Source organism: Pedobacter westerhofensis (genome assembly GCF_900182595.1).
Classification (GTDB): Bacteria; Bacteroidota; Bacteroidia; order Sphingobacteriales; family Sphingobacteriaceae; genus Pedobacter; species Pedobacter westerhofensis.
Map to the genome: position 1 here is coordinate 119,045 of NZ_FXTN01000003.1, position 18,406 is coordinate 137,450.

The window sequence follows — 18,406 nt, forward strand, 5'->3', positions numbered from 1 at the left end:
CTATTAAACAAAATTGTTCCTTCTTTTATTTTTGTCTAACATAATAAAAAACTTTTCAATCCCATGCTAAATATGCCCTGATATTTTAGGAAGGAGCATAAATCTCCAGGTCCAGCATTTTAATTTGTTTATCCAGATCAAAAGTGTTTTTCGAACGCGGGTCTTTCCCTCCCATAGCTACGTTTGCCCAGTTGCCCCAGTTGCTTGCCGGAGAATAGTCGATCAGCTTTTGTTCAAAGTAGCTCGCCCCGTCCAGCCAGTTTAATTTCAGTACATAGATCAGGAAAGTAGCCACGATCAGCCGTCCTGCGTGAGGAATAAAACCTGATACATTGAGATCATTCATATATTTATCCACCAGTCCGTGCCCGGTGTTACCGTCTTTCCATGCCTGCAGATTTATCTCGGACTGCCCTGCATCCGAAGGGCTTTCTATATCAGTAACAATGTCTGTAAAATAATGCAGGGTATGTTTCTTAAACATGAACCTAAAGTAATCGCGCCACAGCAGCCCAAGGATCAGATGGCTAAAATTACCATTTGTACCAAATTTTCGCTCTGCATCCTTCACTGCCCAGTACACCTTTCTTGGCGAGAGACAACCTAAGGCCAGCCATGGTGATAATTTTGAGGAATAAACATGTTTATCTGCATTTGTCCGGCTGTTGATCCTGGCATAAATCTCCGCTCCTTCGCTAAACAAATCGTTTAAGTGAGCAATCCCACTTTCTTCTCCGCCAAGGGGACCAGTGGATACCGCCTCATAATCCGGCAGCTCGCCCCAGGAATCAACCTCAACCAGGCTGATCACTTCAGGGGATAGAAAACATGCTTTTACAATTGCATCTCGCTCTGTCTTCTTTTTAAATTGCGCAAAAATATCAGGAATGTCTTTAATCGGGAAAGGAAGATCTTCTTTGTTGTAAAGCGTATGGCCAATGAAATGCTTCAGGTTAACTTTTAGTTTCCAGAGCAGGTCTTCCACATTGGAAGAAACTGTAGTCTCTTTGGTGGCCACCTCGCGGTGATGATAAACTTCTGCAATTTCATATTGCTCTACCAGCGCAGGCATATGTTCTTCGGGGCTTCCATTCACCACCAGTAGATTACCGCCTATTTTCTTCAAAGATTCCCGCAGCGCAGATACACTCTCGATCAGGAACTGAACCCTGCTGTTCCCTTCTTTGATTTTCCCTTCTGCGTTGTATTCGAAATGTGCCGGATCAAAAAAGTATACGGGTAGAATACTGTCTGACTTCGCGATTGCTTCCACCAACATTTCATTGTCATGTAAACGCAGATCATTTCTAAACCAAACGAGTATCTTCTTCTCTTTCATGATTTTATCTCCAACAGCCTAAGGCAGCTAATGTTTCTGATTTTGCACAAGATTTATTTAGACGCAGTGTAGATCTGTTTTTTAAGACACGAGCGCTCAAAATCCAGCTTGATGCAATCTTATGCAGGCTTTATACTGATAATACTAAATTTTCAGTAATAAGGATCAAAAATATAGCATTTTTATCCTAACAACTAATACCGATAGTAATATTTACATAAGCAAAACAAATACTTCTATAAAAAACACAGATTTAAAACCAAAATCAGATTATCGAGGTATATAAATTATGAATGAGCGTATTTTAATCACGGGTGCCACAGGCATGCTTGGAAAAGAATTGGTCCGGGCCCTATTGGAATCCGGATATCAGGTATCCGTACTTACCAGGAAGCTTACAGAGATCGATAATGTTCAGGTTTTCCTGTGGGACGTCAACAAAGGGACGATTGATGCCAGTTGCCTGAAAGATGTAGACACTATTATCCATCTGGCCGGTGAAGGTATTGCCAAAGAGAAGTGGACTGAAAAACGTAAAAAAGAACTCATCAACAGCCGGGTATTGTCTGCCCGCTTATTATTTAAAACCTTGGCTGAACACAGCAATCAGGTAAAGAATTTTATCTCCGCAGCTGCGGTAGGTTACTATGGACAGCGGGACGACGAAATCCTCACAGAAACCAGCCCTGCAGGAACTGATTTTATGGCAGAATGCTGTACCAAATGGGAAAAGGCTGCCGACGAAGGAAAGGAACTTGGGCTCAGGGTTGTTAAAATTCGCACAGGGATAGTGCTGAGTAAGGATGACGGGGCATTACCACAGATGTCTGTACCCATAAAATTCTTTGTTGGTGCTCCGCTTGGAACAGGTAAACAATGGATTCCATGGATACATCATCAGGACATGACCCGGATTTATATACACGCTGTAAAGGATAAGTCTTTAGAAGGGGTTTACAATGCCTGCGCAGCTTTTCCTGTAACGAACAAAATGCTGACTAAAGCCATTGCAAAACAACTGCACAGACCGGTATGGCCGATTGCTGTACCAGAGAGCGTGATGAAACTCATCCTGGGAGAAATGAGTGCTGTAGTACTTAACAGCACCAACACTTCCGCACAAAAATTATTAAGCACAGGATTTACCTTCAGCTACATCCGTCTTGAAGATGCTTTATCCGATATTTATAGTTCATGAACAAAGAGATTAACATTTGCTGGCTGAGAAGAGATTTAAGATTAAATGATAACGCCGCATTATATCACGCATTAAAAGGAGAGTTTCCTGTATTACTGCTGTTTATATTTGATAAAAACATACTAGATGACCTGCATGATAAAAAGGATGCGCGGGTAACCTTTATTTACCAGCAGCTACAGGAGATTGAAAATAAATTGCAAAAGAAGGGATCTTCGCTACTGATTAAACACGGTACACCTGAACAAGCCTGGTCATCCCTGTTAAAAGAATATACCGTTAAAAATGTGTATACCAATCATGATTACGAACCTTATGCTGCAGAGCGGGATGATAGCCTTGCTGAATTCCTGCGCTCTGAAGACATCGCCCTGCATACTTACAAAGATCAGGTGATCTTTGAAAAGGACGAGGTGGTGAAAGCAGATGGCAAGCCTTATACTGTTTTCACCCCATATTTCCGCCAGTGGATGCTCAAACTGAATGGTTTTTATCTGAAGGCATATCCTGTTGAGAAGTATCTGAAGAACTTATTCCAAACGGATCCCCTGGCTTTTCCATCCTTATCTTCCCTGGGCTTTGAGAAATCTGATCAGGAATTTCCTTCTGCGGATTTTGAAAGAAAACTTGCTGAATATGAAGAACGAAGGGATTATCCCGGAGATGATGCGACTACAAGGATTGGCCTGCATCTCAGGTTTGGAACTGTAAGCATCAGGGATGCTGCTTCCACTGCGCAGGATGCCAAAGCAAACAAATGGCTTTCGGAGCTAGCCTGGAGGGATTTCTATATGATGATCCTTTGGCATTTTCCACAGGTGGCAACCAAGTCATTTAAACCGGCATATGATAATATCAGATGGCGCAATGATGAAAAGGAATTTGAAGCCTGGAAAAATGGTAAAACCGGATATCCTATTGTTGATGCCGGGATGAACCAACTGAATCAGATTGGCTATATGCACAACAGGGTCAGAATGATCGTAGGTAGTTTTTTAACGAAACATCTGCTGATCGACTGGCGCTGGGGCGAAGCTTACTTTGCAGAGAAGTTACTGGATTACGAAATGGCCAGCAATGTGGGAGGATGGCAATGGGCCTGCGGCTGTGGCAATGATGCAGCACCCTATTTCAGGGTGTTTAATCCCGAGCTGCAGGCAAAGAAATTTGATCCTAAGAATAAGTACATCTACCACTGGGCGCCTGAGTATAAAACAGAAAAGCATGTACAACCTATAGTTGAGCATGCTTTTGCAAGAGAAAGGATTCTCAAAGTATTTAAAGAAGCTTTGGCGGGTTAATCCGCCAGGCTTTATTTATTGTGTAACGGACAAAATTTCTAAGTCGAAATCTAAAATCGCATTTCCAGGAACGGCAACCCCGTTACCTGTTGTTGAATAACCAAGTCTAGAAGGTATGATCATCCGGATTTTCCCACCCTTTTCTAACTTTCCGGGAAGTAACTTGCTAAATGCAGGTATAAAACCAGTAATATCTGCTGCGCTTCCATTGTCAGTACTTGAATCAAAAACCGTTCCATCAGTCAAACGACCTGTATAGGCTATCTGAATACCAGAATTGGCCGTAATTGGATATGTCCCGCTTCCAACGGCCGAAATACTGTACCAAATTCCTGAAGGATCTTTAGTCATACTTAAACCTTTGCTTGTCACAAAAGCCTGTATCAGCCTGTCATCAAGCTGTGCCTGTGTAGTATCTGGGTACGTTGTTATTGTTAAATCAATATTCTGATTAGAAGGAACATCCCCAGTCCCATTTCTGCCAAAGGCAAGATGAGAAGGAAGTAGTATCCTTGCAGAACCCCCACGTTTCAGTTTCAGCATCACATCACGAATCGCAGGAATATTATAAGCGGCGCTATTATAGCTCAGCGAGTTGGTATATCCCACAAAAGTACCCAGATTGTAGTAACTACCTGTAGAAAGATAAGTAACACCATTTTCAAGGCCTTTAATCGTACCAGTATAAAGTATAGAGTCTGTGTTCTTTAACACATTTCCTGTCCCCTGAGTCAGTATCTGATAGTAATATCCTGTTTTTGCGGAGTCCAGTATCATGCTACTGGTCAGATTATTTTTTGTGATGTAATCTGTAATTTTCGCATTGTCTGTACTCTGTATGGATTCATAATCCTTTTTACAAGAGGTAAAAATGATGGTTAGGCCAGCTAAGGCTAGGATATATCCTGAAAACTTTTTAAGCATTATTTATGGTGTTGTTGGAACTTTTTTTGTGTGTAAAGGAATTAATCTGATGTCAAAATCAAGGTTTGTATTGGGCAGTAATATTGTGCTTATTCTCCGGTTCTGGTAACCCAGGGCTGCAGGGATCAGCAACCTGATCCGCCCTCCGACCTTTATCAGCGGAATCCCCTTCTGCCACCCTTCGATAGCATCAGCAAGCTTCAGTTTGGTAGCTACAGTGTCATCGATGCTGGTTGCGGTAGAATCAAATAAAGTGCCCTCGGGAAATGTTCTGCCAATATAATGTACACGTATACTGTCATCAGGCAGCGCTGTTTTTCCAGTATCAGGTCCTATGTTAATAACCTGGTAGTAGAATCCCCTCGGATCCTTCTTAAAATCTGCAGTTTGTTTTGTACTATCAAGATAGTGCGTGATTTTTGCGAGATCTGAAGGAAGTTGCGCCTCCTTGTCATACAATGGATCCGTTTTACAGGCCATGTACAAACATGAAGCTAGAACAACAAGCAACAGATTCCTAATTTTTAACATATTGCACAAAAATAGTCTTTTATTGGGGATGGTACAATATTTAACCAATTTTAACAAATACAAAACGAAAAACCCGGGGTTTGCAATACTCCCGGATTCAAAAAACTTTCCTGAACATTACAAACACCGGGCTTTACCGGATCTTAAGAAAGAACTTTTACAGGAAAAGTATGATCTTTCCTTAAACTGATCTGTACTAAAAACAATATTTATTCGCAGCGATTAGCTGCTGTGCCACCTGCTGGCGTGCATTTTTCACATTAAATGGTTCCATTTTGGTAAATCTTTTCAACCCTACCAGCATCATACGCTGCTCATCTCCCTCTGCAAAAGCCCATAAAGCTTCTTTCCCTGCCTTCTGGGACGCATCAACCGCCTCTACCAAATAAATCCGCATCATGTTCAATTGCCCTTCGCAGGCTTCAGCACCCTTCAGGTTAACCAGTTTTTCTGTTCTTAGCAATACTGATTCTGCCACATAAACATAACTCGCCATGTCCGCAATATTCATCAGGATCTCCTGTTCCTTCGAAAGACTGAGCATCAGTTTCTGCACCGCGGCTCCAGCCACCATAAGCGTTGCCTTTTTCAAATTAGTAATGATTTTCTTTTCCGCAGCAAACAAAGTGTCATCCTCTTCACCAAAATCGGGAATAGACATCAGCTCTGCCGCTACAGCAGTAGCAGGCGTCATCAGGTCCAGCTCACCTTTCATAGCCCTTTTCAGCATCATGTCTACTGTCAGCAGCCTGTTGATCTCATTTGTTCCCTCAAAAATTCTGTTGATCCGTGCATCACGGTAAGCACGGTCCATTGGTGCCTCGGCAGAAAAACCCATACCTCCGTAAATCTGGACACCCTCATCTGCCACATAATCCAATGCTTCAGAACCCCAAACTTTGAGTATCGCACATTCCACTGCAAATTGTTCGGTAGATTTCAGCTTGGCTTTACTGTTTTCCATTCCGCCGGCAACCAGAGCTTCATAAGCATCATCGATATTCTGACCGGCACGATAGTTCGCAGATTCCACAGCATATACTTTAGTAGCCATTTCTGCCAGTTTATACCGGATAGCACCATATTTTGAAATCGGACGCTCAAACTGGATCCTCTCATTCGCATAATTAACAGCGGTACTGATCACATGTCTTGATGCACCCACAGCTGCTGCTGCCAGTTTAATCCTGCCGATGTTTAAGATATTCACAGCAATCTTAAAACCGTTCTGGCGCTCAGAAAGCATATTCTCTGCCGGCACAGGGCAGTCATTAAAGAACACCTGGCGTGTGGAGGAACCCTTGATCCCCATTTTATGTTCTTCGGGGTTCATTGTAATTCCTCCGAAATCACGTTCCACGATAAAAGCCGTCAAGTTTTTATCATCGTCAATTTTGGCAAAAACAATAAATATATCCGCAAAACCGCCATTGGTGATCCACATCTTCTGACCGTTGATCAGATAATGCGTACCATCTTCGGATAACTTTGCTTTTGTTCTGGCCGAATTGGCGTCAGAGCCTGAATTAGGTTCTGTCAGACAATAAGCGGCTTTCCATTCTCCGGTTCCCAGTTTCGGGATATATTTTTCTTTCTGAGCATCGTCCCCATAATACAGGATAGGTAAAGTACCAATTCCTGTATGGGCTGATAGGGCTACCGCGAAGGAGTGCCCTGCCCCGATGACATCGGCCACCAGCATCGAAGTATTGAAATTCTTTCCAAATCCGCCAAATTCTTCAGGGATAGAAACACCCAGAATTCCCAGTTCACCGGCCTTGGTCATAAGCGACTGCATCAGGCCTTCTTCCTGATGATCGATCCTATCCAGATTAGGGTAAACTTCTGAGTTTAGGAAATCCCGGCAGGTCTGTGCGATCATCTGCTGTTCTTCATCAAATTCTTCAGGAATAAATACATCCCGGAATGAGGTCTCCCTGATCAGGAATTCGCCACCCTTTGCTGTTATTTTATCTGTAGTATCCATATCAATTTTATATTTAGGTTAGTTCATTTTGATTCAAAGACTCAGTCCAGTTTAAAGCATTTCAAAAATACCGGCAGCGCCCTGTCCGCTGCCCACACACATCGTTACCATTCCATATTTTCCCTCCCGGCGTTTCAGCTCATTAAATAATTGTACGGTCAGTTTGGCACCGGTACATCCCAGGGGATGGCCGAGAGCGATTGCTCCACCGTTTACATTCAGTTTTTCTGTGTTAAGGTCCAGGGCTCTGATCACGGCCAGCGACTGAGAAGCAAAAGCTTCATTCAGCTCAACCAGGTCCATCTGTTCCAGTTTCAAACCTGCTCTTTTCAGCGCAAGCGGGATCGCATCAATCGGTCCGATCCCCATAATCCTTGGAGGTACGCCCACTACACCATAACCTACCAGCTTTGCAATCGGGTCAACGCCCAGTTCCTTTAATTTACTTTCTGAAACCACCAGTACAAATGCGGCTCCGTCAGAAGTCTGCGATGAATTACCTGCGGTGATGCTGCCGCCTGCAGCAAACACAGGTTTCAGCTTCGCCAGTTTATCAGGACTTGTATCTTCACGCGGCCCTTCATCGGTATCTACCACATAAGTTCTTGTCTTTTTCTTCATTGCAGCATCCAGATAATTTTCAGTTACTGTAACTGGCGCGATCCCAGCTTTGAGATGACCGTTTTTGATCGCCTCAATGGCCTTCATATGAGATTTGTAGGCAAACTCATCCTGGTCTTCACGGCTCACCTTATATTCTGTGGCTACAGCCTCTGCCGTAAGCCCCATTCCCCAATACCAATCAGGGTTTTTCTTTGCTACATCCGCATTAGGCACTATTTTCCAGCCACCAAATGGCATACCCGACATCACTTCCACTCCTCCGGCAATAATCACATCGGCCATGCCGCTTTTAATCTTCGCCACCGCAGTAGCGATTGTATCCAGTCCGGATGCGCAATACCTGTTCACCGTTACTCCCGGAACCTTATCTGTATCCAGTCCCATCAGCGAGATCATTCTTCCGATGTTCAGGCCCTGCTCTGCCTCCGGCGTGGCATTCCCTACAATCACATCATCTATTTGCTCCTTATCCAGGTTGGGTACCTGGTCTACCAATTGTCTGATTACCTCTGCCGCCAGATCATCGGCCCTGGTAAAACGAAATACGCCACGGGGCGCTTTGCCCACCACTGTACGTAAACCTGCTATGATATATGCTTCCTGCATGATTTTTTTTCTAATTATAATGATGAATTAGTTACGTAAAGGTTTGCCCTTGGTTACAATACTCTGAATGCGCTCCAGCGTTTTTCTTTCTCCGCAGAGCGACAGAAAAACCTCCCTCTCCAGGTCCAGCAGGTACTGTTCAGTCACCTCGGTTGGAGCAGACAGGTCGCCACCGCACATCACATAACCTAGTTTCTCCGAGATTTTTTTATCATGTTCCGAGATATATTTACCCGAATACATCGTATTTGCTCCTGCGTAAACGATTCCCAGTCCCTGTTTACCCAATACCCTGATATCTTTGCGCGGTACAGGCTTGGTATAACCCGCATCGGCCAGTTCAATTGCTTTCGCCTTGGCATCTGCAATGAGCCTGCTCCGGTTCATGGATATTGAATATTTATCTTTTTGAAGGTAACCCAGTTCAAAGGCCTCTTCTGCCGAAGTAGAAACCTTAGCCATCGCTACCGTAAGGAAACGATCCTTTAATACATTCTGAACGATCTGATCTTCCTTATATTCATCCGAGGCGCGTAAGGCAAATTCTTTGGAACCACCTCCGCCCGGGATCAGCCCAACGCCAAACTCAACCAGTCCCATATAGGTTTCTGCATTTAATTGTACGTGGTCGGCATGCAAACTAAATTCACAACCGCCGCCCAGCGCAAGATTATGCGGTGCTACAACTACGGGTATAGATGAATACCTGATCCTCATCGATGTATTCTGAAAAGATCTCACGGCCATATTCAGTTCGTCCCAGTCCTGCTCTACAGCCATCATAAAGATCATTCCTACATTTGCACCTGCAGAGAAATTGGCACCGTCGTTACCGATCACCAGTCCTCTGTATTCTTTCTCTGCAAGGTCTATAGCCTTATTAATAGCCTGCAATGTATCGCCGCCAATCGTATTCATCTTGGAATGAAACTCCACGTTCAGGATCCCATCGCCAAGATCTATAATCGAGGCACCAGAATTTTTCCACACCGTTTTGGCAGCCCGAATATTATCCAGGATAATAAATTCACCTGCGCCCGGCACAGGCAGATAACTTTTTGAAGGGATATCGTAATATTTTTTAATTCCGCTCTCTACTTTATAAAACGAAGTATGTCCTGCAGCAAGCATCTCATGGACCCAGGTTGCTGCTTCATTCTCATACGCTTTCATTCCTTCGATTGATTCCGCGATGCCTACAGCGTCCCACACTTCAAAGGGACCAAGGTCCCAGCCAAACCCGGCACGCATCGCATCATCGATCCTGAACAGTTCGTCCGAAATCTCTGGAATGCGATCTGATACATATTCAAACAGTCCAAAAAAAGAATGCCTGAAAACTTCTGCCGCTTTGTCTTTGCCCGCAGCAAAAATTTTCATTCTGTCCCTTACATTTTCGATCGGCTTTGTTAGTTCCAGCGTAGCTGATTTTATTTTTTCCTGTGGCCGGTATTCCAGGGTCTTTAAATCCAGTGCAAGGATCTCCGTACTGCCATCTGCGGTTTTTGTTTTTTTATAGAAACCCTGTTGGGTTTTATCACCGAGCCATTTATTTTCTTCCATCTTCAGGACGTAAGCAGGAAGTTTAAATAAATCATGTGCTTTATCATCAGGGCAGTTATCATATAATCCCTTGGCTACCCTGATCATGGTATCTAATCCTACCACATCCGAAGTACGGAAGGTAGCAGACTTAGGCCTTCCCAATGCAGGACCGGTAAATTTATCGATCTCCTCTACTGTCAGATCAAGCTTTTCTACCAGATGCAGCAAAGCCATAATCGAATATACCCCAACCCTGTTGGCAATAAAGGCAGGGGTGTCTTTACACAATACAGTAGTTTTGCCCAGAAACTTATCGCCATAATGCATCAGAAAATCAACATTCTCCGGCCGGGTATCCGGGGTAGGTATGATTTCCAGCAAACGAAGATAACGGGGCGGATTAAAAAAGTGTGTACCACAGAAATTGGCTTTAAAATCCTCTGATCTGCCTTCTGCCATCAGGTGAATAGGAATCCCGGATGTATTGGAAGTAATTAAAGTTCCTGGCTTGCGGAATTGCTCCACCTGCTCAAATACCTTTTTCTTGATATCCAGGTTTTCTACCACTACCTCTATGATCCAGTCGGCACCTGCAATTTTTGCCATATCATCACCGAAATTCCCAGTACTGATCTTCGCAATTGTTTTTTTGCTGTATACTGGCGAAGGATTAGTTTTTATTGCATTCTGCAAAGCATTGTTAACAATACGGTTTTTTACAGCATGGTTATCTGGTGTCAATCCCTTTGCCTGCTCCTCGGGAAGAAGGTCCCCGGGGGCAATATCTAACAATAATACCTCTACTCCTATATTCGCAAAGTGACAAGCAATACGGGAGCCCATAATTCCGGAACCCAGTACAGCTACTTTATTTATCTTTTTGTTCATCGTTTTCTGTAGTTACAGTATATGCTAAAGTGAGTTTATTCAATTTTTGCAGGGTATGAATGACACCTTCTTTTTCCTGAGCGGTCAGGTGGGTATTGAGGTACTCATTAAAGGAGCGTACCACACCTTTGGCGAGCTGCCTTTTCTCCCTGCCATAATCAGTAAGGAACACCTTCACGGATCTTTTGTCTGATGGCACGGCTTCCCTGTAGATCAGTCCGCTCTCTTCCATACTGCTCAGTATGCGCGAGAGGCTGGTGGCTTTAACCCCTAGTAAACCCGCCAGCTGCGAAACTGCTGTGCCTTCCTTATCAATATTAATCAGCACATATCCAATAGCTTGAGTGATCCCAAAGCCTGAAGCAATCTGGTTATAGGTATTCGACATATTCTGCCAAACTACCTTCAATAAATAGTCTATCGTTTCTTCGTGTCTCATTAAATACTATGCTTGCATAACAAAGCTAAAGAATATTATCTTTGAATGCAAGGAAAAAAAAGAGCAAAAAAAAGCCGCCGGAGATGAACTCCGGCGGCTGTATAGGCTTAAAGATCTACTAGTATAAAGTAAATTCTACACGTCTGTTTTTCTGACGTCCAGCTGCAGTTTTGTTGGTTGCAATTGGTTGTGTTTCGCCATAACCTGTAGCCTCAACTCTTGATGCATTTACACCTTGTGAAACCAGGTAAGCTTTAACTGATTCAGCTCTGTCTTTAGATAATCTCATGTTCAATTCATCCGAACCTGTATTATCAGTGTGACCTGCTAATTTCAGACTGAAGCTTTTCTTAACTAAAAGATTAGCAACACGGTTAAGTGTTGGGAAAGATTTAGATCTGATTGTAGCTTTACCTAAGTCAAACTCTAAGTTTTTAATCGCATCTCTCACCACACGACGGTCTTCTTCAGTGATAATTACTTTTTCAATAGGTTTAGGCTGTACTAAAGGACATCCACCACCATCAACTACAGTACCGCTTGGTGTACCAGGACATTTATCCAGTTTATCTGCAACACCGTCACCGTCTGAATCTTTCAACAGGTCATCCATTTCAGATCTCAGTTTAGCATTTTCAGCTTTTTGGTTATCTAAATCACTTTTTAGTGAACCAGCAAGTTGTTTAGCCTGTACAGCTTCGTCGTAAGAAGCTGCTACCGGGTTGTAGTAAGCAAGTTGTTTTCCTTTGCCCAGTGCAAATTCTAAACCAGCATGTGCATAGTTGAATTTATCACTGTTGTTGTTACGGTAAGTACCATCAAGGTTATCACCATCAACAAAGTAAACAGACCATCCCAAATCAAAGTTGATATTTTCAGATACTCTGAATTTAGCACCTAATCCAACAGGGATAACCAGTTCACTGATCGTTTTTCCGTCAGCATAATCAGCAGTAACACCACCAGCAGAAGTTACTGTAGGTTTGTAACCTGCTAAACCTGCACCAGCTGAAACATATAATTGCAGAACATCCTGTTTTTTGAACAGGTCGATGTTAAACATATTTACCTGTGCACTTAAAGTTCCTGCATAGGAAAGATCAGTTTCATAAGCCGTGTTTCCGCCAGTAACAGCTGTACCACTGTCATAAGGCTCTGAGTTATCGCCTTTCAGTTTACCTCTGATTCCGTCTAACTTCAGGGAGAAATATGGAGTAAATTGTTTCTTAACGTACAAACCATATCCTAAACTCGACTTCCAGTTAGAGAAATCGTTTTTCCCACCAAGTGGAGAGATTGGAGAAAGTACACCAGCGTTTACACCCACAGACCAGGTACTGAACTGCTGTGAAGCCGAAGTAGCTGCTGCTGTTTGCGCTTGTGCAGCACCACCAATAAATAAGGCAGCTAATGCTACCGGCAGACATTTTAATAATTGTTGTTTCATAATATGAGTCTAAAGTTAATTTGGTTCCCGTATTTTTTCCTGAAGTACGCAATATCTGTACCAAGTTAAAAAATACTGCCTAATCGCCCATCCAGCGCATTTTTACACATTTTACTGTAGTATAGATCACTAAAAGATTCATTGTCACATGCTCGGAATGATAGACAGAAATAGCTGAACGGATTAATTGTGTTTAATAATTTTCATTCATCTTTCTCTATGTATAAACTGTAGGATCTTCAGTAACCGCTACTGATATAAGTATGGGACAAGTTTTATACTGAACGTATACTGCTTTGTCTTTTAAGGGCATTGAGAGGGGGGTCGATTGCCCCTGGTAGGGGGTTGGAAGCGCTTGAGCGCTTCCAACCCCCTACCAGGGGCAATAAATTAGCGTTACAACGGAGCAGTAATACTGAACAGTACATGATTGATATCAAAACAGAATACAAGTTGCCTATACTGATAAAGGCAATCTCTTTCAGCATTTCGCCACTACTAATTTCACTATCATATTGAAATAGGAAGAATCAAACAAAAGTCAGGCATACAATCCATACTTTTTTTGTTATTCTGAAATTGGGGCAGTGGTTATCTTTTACTCAACTTTCATCGCCTTTTGTTCGGACTTCGCTTTGGGTAACTCCGCGGCAACACTACAATACCATCACGTGAACACTGCTAAAAACCAACTAGTTATTTTTAACGGTGTTCACGTGGTGGTATAGCGGTACTTCTGTGGACTTACCCCAGGCAAGACCCCCTTTAAATTCGCGGAAAACGCCGTGACATAAAAACAATAAAACATACCAGACCGCCACGTATTTCCCAGCTTAAATCCAGTTAGGTCTGACCTTACAATCTAGGACGGAGTGCGGTCATGTTCAAACGATTGATACCATCGATTTTAAAAACTGATTCAATTGTAACTTACTGAACTACATTTCTTTAAAATTAAACAGTAAACCTAATAGCAAAATTAAATGATAGATTATCATCTGGGTTCATAGCCCTTGAACTTTAATGCTTATAATCTTCTGCATCTTTATAAAGCTTTTCAATGACATCCTTATTCTTCTCCAATATTACTTTACGCTTTAAACTTAATTTAGGGCTAAATTCACCGCCTTCAATACTCCATTCTTTAGCCAGCAAGACAAAACGCTTTACCTGTTCCCATTTACCAAATTCGACAGAGCCATTGATAATTTCCTGATTAAACTTTTCAATCACCTGAGGGTCCCTGATGATCTCTTCTTTGGATGTATAAGTGATCCCTTTGTGTTCACACCACAGTTTTAAAGCTGCAAAATTTGGAACGATCAGTGCGGACGGAAACTTACGGTTCTCTCCGAGCACCATGATTTGCTCGATCAGCGTAGATTCCTTATACTTATTCTCGAGGATCTGTGGTGCGATATATTTACCGCCGGCGGTTTTGAAGATCTCTTTCTTCCGGTCGGTAATCTTCAGAAATCCGTCTCCCACCAGTTCCCCGATATCACCGGTGTGGAACCAGCCTTCCGCGTCGATGGTTTCAGCAGTGAGATCATCTCTCTTATAATAACCCTTCATCACATGAGCTCCTCTTGTAAGTACCTCTCCATCTTCTGCAATCTTCACCTCTACACCAGCGATAGGGTGTCCCACAGTACCGAACATAATCTTATCAAGGTAGTTTGAACTGATAACGGGAGAGGTTTCTGTTAGTCCGTAGCCCTCGATTACGCATAGGCCGGCTGCCCAGAAAATACGGGTCAGGCGTGGATTCAACGCAGCGCCCCCGGATACAATGATCACAATCTCCCCTCCAAGGGCTTCTCTCCATTTGACGAAGACCAGCTTTCTTGCGATACTCAATTTAAAATGATAAAACCAGTCTTTCTCTGTTTCAAACTGCTCACCCAGTGCAAGCGCCCAGAAGAAAATCTTTTTTTTCAGCCCGGTAAGTGCTTTCCCCTTCTCCATAATCTTATCATACACTTTTTCAAGTAATCTTGGAACGGTGCAAAAGACATTGGGCTTTACAAACTGGATATCCGCAACAATCGTCTCCATACTTTCCGCATAATAAACAGCAACATCGCTGTAGATATACAGATAGATAATCATGCGTTCATAAACATGGCATAAGGGTAAAAAACTAAGGCCCTTTTTAACCCCGGGAGGTAACAGTATAGCAGAATTCTTAAAATTCATAATCAGGTTGGCATGTGTTAACATGACACCCTTTGGCGTTCCTGTTGTACCTGAAGTATAAATCAGTGTCAGTATATCGCCGGTATCTACCGCAGCCCGGTAAGGTTCCAGGTCGGTTCCTGCATTGGCGGCACCGTCATTCAGGAGCTCCATCCAGTTTTCCGCTCCGGCAACATCTTCAAAAGTGAAGACTTTAACCGGCATCGTCATGCTGCTGATTACTGATTTCACTTTTTGGCAGAGAACTTCATCAGAAACAAAAAGAATGCTTACTTCGGCATCTTCAAGTATAAATTTGATATCGTGTTCAGGCAAAGTTGGATAAAGCGGAACCTGGTATGCACCAATCTGCGTAATGGCAAAATCAGTGATATTCCATTCCGGCCTGTTATGTGACATCACGGCTATCCGAGAACCTTTACCCGCACCTAGCCTAATTAAACCTCTGCTGAGGCGATCTGCGGTATCACAAAATTCATGTGTGCTGTATTTCTTCCACACCCCTTTGATCTTGCCGCTGATGAATTCATCTTTCGGAAATTTCTCTAAATTGTATTTGAGAAGATCAAATACTCTTGTTATGGTTTCGGGCATACATTTAGATTTATATCGGTTATCATGCACCGGAACCCACCTGAGTTTTCAGGCAGAAACTGATCCGGGGTGCAGGGATTATATCAAATCTAATAAATAAATCAGTGTAATGAAACCAATTTCAACTGAGAAATAATTTCTTTCAGGTAATCAGCCACAGCTGTAAAAAACCTCCGTCAGTAACGCTAATTTATATATCTGAGATTGTTTTATTATCAAAAAATATTACCGTATAAAGACAGACGGCATAATAATTGTTAAGAAGAAAATCATAAACAAACTTATCAAAACATATGAAAAAAGTATTTACTATACTTTGTTTAGCGTTCATCGCTACACTCGCGATCCATTCTACTTCAAAAGCTCAGGGCTATGACAATGCCATCGGTGGTCGTTTCGGCGCCGCTAACGGTGTAACTTTCAAAACCACACTTGGTGAAAACAAAATGCTGGACCTCATTGCCAACTTCAGATCTAATAACAACTATAAATATTTTAGGGTTACAGGTTTGTATGAAGTATATCTTCCTGTTACCGATGCTCCCGGCCTGAACTGGTATTATGGTGGCGGTGCAAGTATTGGTTCTGTAAAATATGAATACGGACCTTACAACTCAAGCGATCTTTATCTTTCTGTAGACGGTGTACTGGGTTTAGACTATAAATTCAGAGATGCGCCGATCAACTTGTCCTTAGACTGGAAACCTGCAATTCAGCTGGCTCCTGATACTGACTTTGATGCATCGGGAGTAGGACTTTCGCTGCGTTTTACTTTCTAATCAAAGATCGCATAGCCGGATAATTTCTGGCTTCAAAAAAAGAGCACCTCTCCATCAATGCTGCCTGCTGCTGAAATGCAGTGGAAAATATGATGGAGAGGTGCTCTTTTTTTAGGGTTATCCAATGCAGGAAGGTTTGTAATACGGCAGGTCAAAAGCTACTTCAGCGACATCCACTTCTTCAGCACATTGCGCTGACCTTCAGTAACACCTTCGGGTATGGATGGAACCAGGCTCACATTAGGATTCGCTCTCAGTGTAACCTTGATTTCCTTATCCAGGAAATCGCGTTTGATCTTAACCGTAATCACATCACCAACCTTTTTGCCTGCCAGGACTCCCATACCGTTCACATTTGGTTCAGCATCAGCACCATCTATACTGATTACCTCATCATTCACATTCAGGCCGTCTTTCCAGGCACCAGAATCGCGTGAAACAGCAATGATACTCACATGTCCGTCCGATGCACGGGTAGCAATACCCAGATAAGGTAAATTCTTTCCTTCATTCTCATTCTGAACCTTTATACCGGCATATCCAAAATACTTCGCATATTCAATAGGGTAAACACCATTTACGTACTTTTCCCAAAAATCGTTAAGGCTAATCCCGCTGATCTGCTCTGCCATCGCTTTAAACTCGGCATCGGTATATCCCCTGCCCTTCGCTTTACATTGCAGGTACATTGCTTTCATCACATCATCCAGACTTTTTACACTTTTTGTAGCATTGATAATTTCGAGATCCAGTAACAGCCCGATCACCTCGCCCTTGTTGTAATAAGACACAGTTGAGTTGTTTGAGTTCTCGTTTGGCCTGTAGTATTTAATCCAGGCATCAAAACTGGATGCCGCCGCAGATTCAACTTTCGATCCCGGTGTATTGATGATGTTGGCAACCTTATTGATTAAAGATCCTGCAAACTCGTCGGGAGAACGGTATCCTGCGCGAAGCATAAATTTATTTTCATAGTAAGAAGTAAATCCTTCGGCGATCCATAAATTGGTTGTATAGTTTTCATTCTCATAATCAAAAGGACCAAGAGCAACAGGTCGCAGGCGCTTTACATTCCATAAGTGATGGTATTCATGTGCTACCAGGCCTAAAAAGCTTTTATAACCGGCGTCAGTAGCATAACTGTCTCTGGCCACACCAAGCACAGTTGAATTTAAATGTTCCAGTCCGCCGCTGCCTTTTGACAAGTTGTGGACGATGAAAGTATAGTGCTGATTTGGATTTTCTCCGTACAAGGCTGTAGCCTCCTCCACGATCTTTGGCATATCTACCTTCAGGCGTTCCGGATCATACTTACCGCCACCATACATTGCAACGGTATGCTTTACACCTGCTGCCATAAACTCGAAAATTTCCTGATTACCAACTTCTATAGGGCTGTCAAACAGGATATCAAAGTTTTTTGCCATATAAGTAAAAGGTTGCCCGGCTACAGGCTCCAAACCGGTAGAAACCTTTTCCCAGCCTTTAAAAGGGATAATCTTTACGGTACTGGATGCAGACAGCTGGTTATCCGGGTACATGAATACTCCGGTAGGAAATATGAAAGCATGACTGGCATCAACAAACGGCGTACGTACCGACACTTCGAATGAATATACACTGTAATTGATTTTCAGGGAATTTGATTTATTGCTGTATATCCTCCAGGTATTCTTTTTCACCTTTTCCACTTTCAGGGACGTATTACCTGCTGTTGCTGAAACATCCTCTACATTTTTAGCAAATTCCCTGATCAGGTATGATCCTGGTGTCCAGACAGGCATTTTAACATCGACATATGGTTTAGACAGGCCCGAAACGTTCATTTCAATTTCAGCATAGTGGGTTTGCGGCTCTTTGAAGCTTACCACATAACTAATTTTAACCTGTGACTTGGCAGCCAGAAAGGGAAGGCCGCAAATCATTAACATCATTGCCAATTTTTTGATATTCATATATTTTTTTTGGGCAAATTTAGAACATCTGTAATGTGATGATGGTTAAA

At 42.7% G+C, this 18,406-nt stretch carries 13 protein-coding genes; 3 read left to right on the plus strand and 10 right to left on the minus strand.

Annotation, left to right across the window (positions count from 1 at the left end; genetic code table 11):
- Positions 1-85 precede the first annotated feature (85 nt).
- Positions 86-1,339 carry a DASH family cryptochrome gene (locus FN831_RS05985; RefSeq protein ID WP_142527311.1) on the minus strand — a complete coding sequence of 418 codons (1,254 nt, stop codon included), beginning with the start codon at positions 1,337-1,339 and terminating at the stop codon, positions 86-88.
- Positions 1,340-1,628: 289 nt separating this feature from the next.
- Between FN831_RS05985 and FN831_RS05990 the strand changes: the two genes are divergently transcribed.
- Together FN831_RS05990 and FN831_RS05995 are read left to right on the plus strand one after the other, a co-directional pair.
- Positions 1,629-2,537, plus strand: coding sequence for a TIGR01777 family oxidoreductase (locus tag FN831_RS05990; protein ID WP_142527312.1), 909 nt, complete (start codon positions 1,629-1,631; stop codon positions 2,535-2,537).
- On the plus strand, positions 2,534-3,838 hold the full coding sequence (locus FN831_RS05995; protein ID WP_142527313.1) for a cryptochrome/photolyase family protein: 1,305 nt from the start codon (positions 2,534-2,536) through the stop codon (positions 3,836-3,838). Before FN831_RS05990 ends, FN831_RS05995 begins: the two co-directional genes overlap by 4 nt.
- 15 nt (positions 3,839-3,853) lie before the next feature.
- Here the strand turns inward: FN831_RS05995 and FN831_RS06000 are convergent, their stop codons facing one another.
- From FN831_RS06000 to FN831_RS06035, 8 genes are all read right to left on the minus strand, one after another.
- Entirely contained in the window at positions 3,854-4,762 is a 909-nt protein-coding gene (locus tag FN831_RS06000; protein WP_142527314.1) for an FKBP-type peptidyl-prolyl cis-trans isomerase, read from the minus strand.
- Between the two features lie 3 nt (positions 4,763-4,765).
- Positions 4,766-5,242, minus strand: a complete 477-nt coding sequence (locus FN831_RS06005; RefSeq protein WP_185960398.1) for an FKBP-type peptidyl-prolyl cis-trans isomerase — start codon at positions 5,240-5,242, stop codon at positions 4,766-4,768.
- Positions 5,243-5,489: 247 nt separating this feature from the next.
- Positions 5,490-7,280: an acyl-CoA dehydrogenase family protein gene (locus tag FN831_RS06010; protein WP_142527316.1), complete on the minus strand. Its 1,791-nt coding sequence runs from the start codon at positions 7,278-7,280 to the stop codon at positions 5,490-5,492.
- Positions 7,281-7,331: 51 nt separating this feature from the next.
- A complete protein-coding gene (locus FN831_RS06015) occupies positions 7,332-8,510 on the minus strand; it encodes an acetyl-CoA C-acyltransferase (protein ID WP_142527317.1) in 1,179 nt (392 codons plus the stop codon).
- A gap of 27 nt (positions 8,511-8,537) precedes the next feature.
- Positions 8,538-10,943 (minus strand): 3-hydroxyacyl-CoA dehydrogenase/enoyl-CoA hydratase family protein, encoded by a 2,406-nt coding sequence (locus FN831_RS06020; RefSeq protein WP_142527318.1) that lies wholly within the window; start codon positions 10,941-10,943, stop codon positions 8,538-8,540.
- Positions 10,924-11,382 (minus strand): MarR family winged helix-turn-helix transcriptional regulator, encoded by a 459-nt coding sequence (locus FN831_RS06025; RefSeq protein WP_142527319.1) that lies wholly within the window; start codon positions 11,380-11,382, stop codon positions 10,924-10,926. The genes FN831_RS06020 and FN831_RS06025 overlap by 20 nt, the downstream gene beginning before the upstream one ends.
- Positions 11,383-11,500: 118 nt before the next feature.
- Positions 11,501-12,829, minus strand: a complete 1,329-nt coding sequence (locus tag FN831_RS06030; RefSeq protein ID WP_142527320.1) for a DUF6089 family protein — start codon at positions 12,827-12,829, stop codon at positions 11,501-11,503.
- A 1,020-nt stretch (positions 12,830-13,849) separates the two neighbouring features.
- The gene (locus FN831_RS06035) at positions 13,850-15,622 is read right to left on the minus strand and encodes an AMP-dependent synthetase/ligase (RefSeq protein WP_142527321.1); all 1,773 of its coding nucleotides are present in this window, start codon (positions 15,620-15,622) and stop codon (positions 13,850-13,852) included.
- A gap of 293 nt (positions 15,623-15,915) precedes the next feature.
- Between FN831_RS06035 and FN831_RS06040 the strand changes: the two genes are divergently transcribed.
- Positions 15,916-16,401, plus strand: a complete 486-nt coding sequence (locus FN831_RS06040) for a hypothetical protein (protein WP_185960399.1) — start codon at positions 15,916-15,918, stop codon at positions 16,399-16,401.
- A gap of 158 nt (positions 16,402-16,559) precedes the next feature.
- On the opposite strand, the gene FN831_RS06045 is transcribed toward FN831_RS06040, so the two are convergent.
- Positions 16,560-18,356 carry a M61 family metallopeptidase gene (locus FN831_RS06045; protein WP_246101376.1) on the minus strand — a complete coding sequence of 599 codons (1,797 nt, stop codon included), beginning with the start codon at positions 18,354-18,356 and terminating at the stop codon, positions 16,560-16,562.
- Positions 18,357-18,406: the final 50 nt, after the last annotated feature.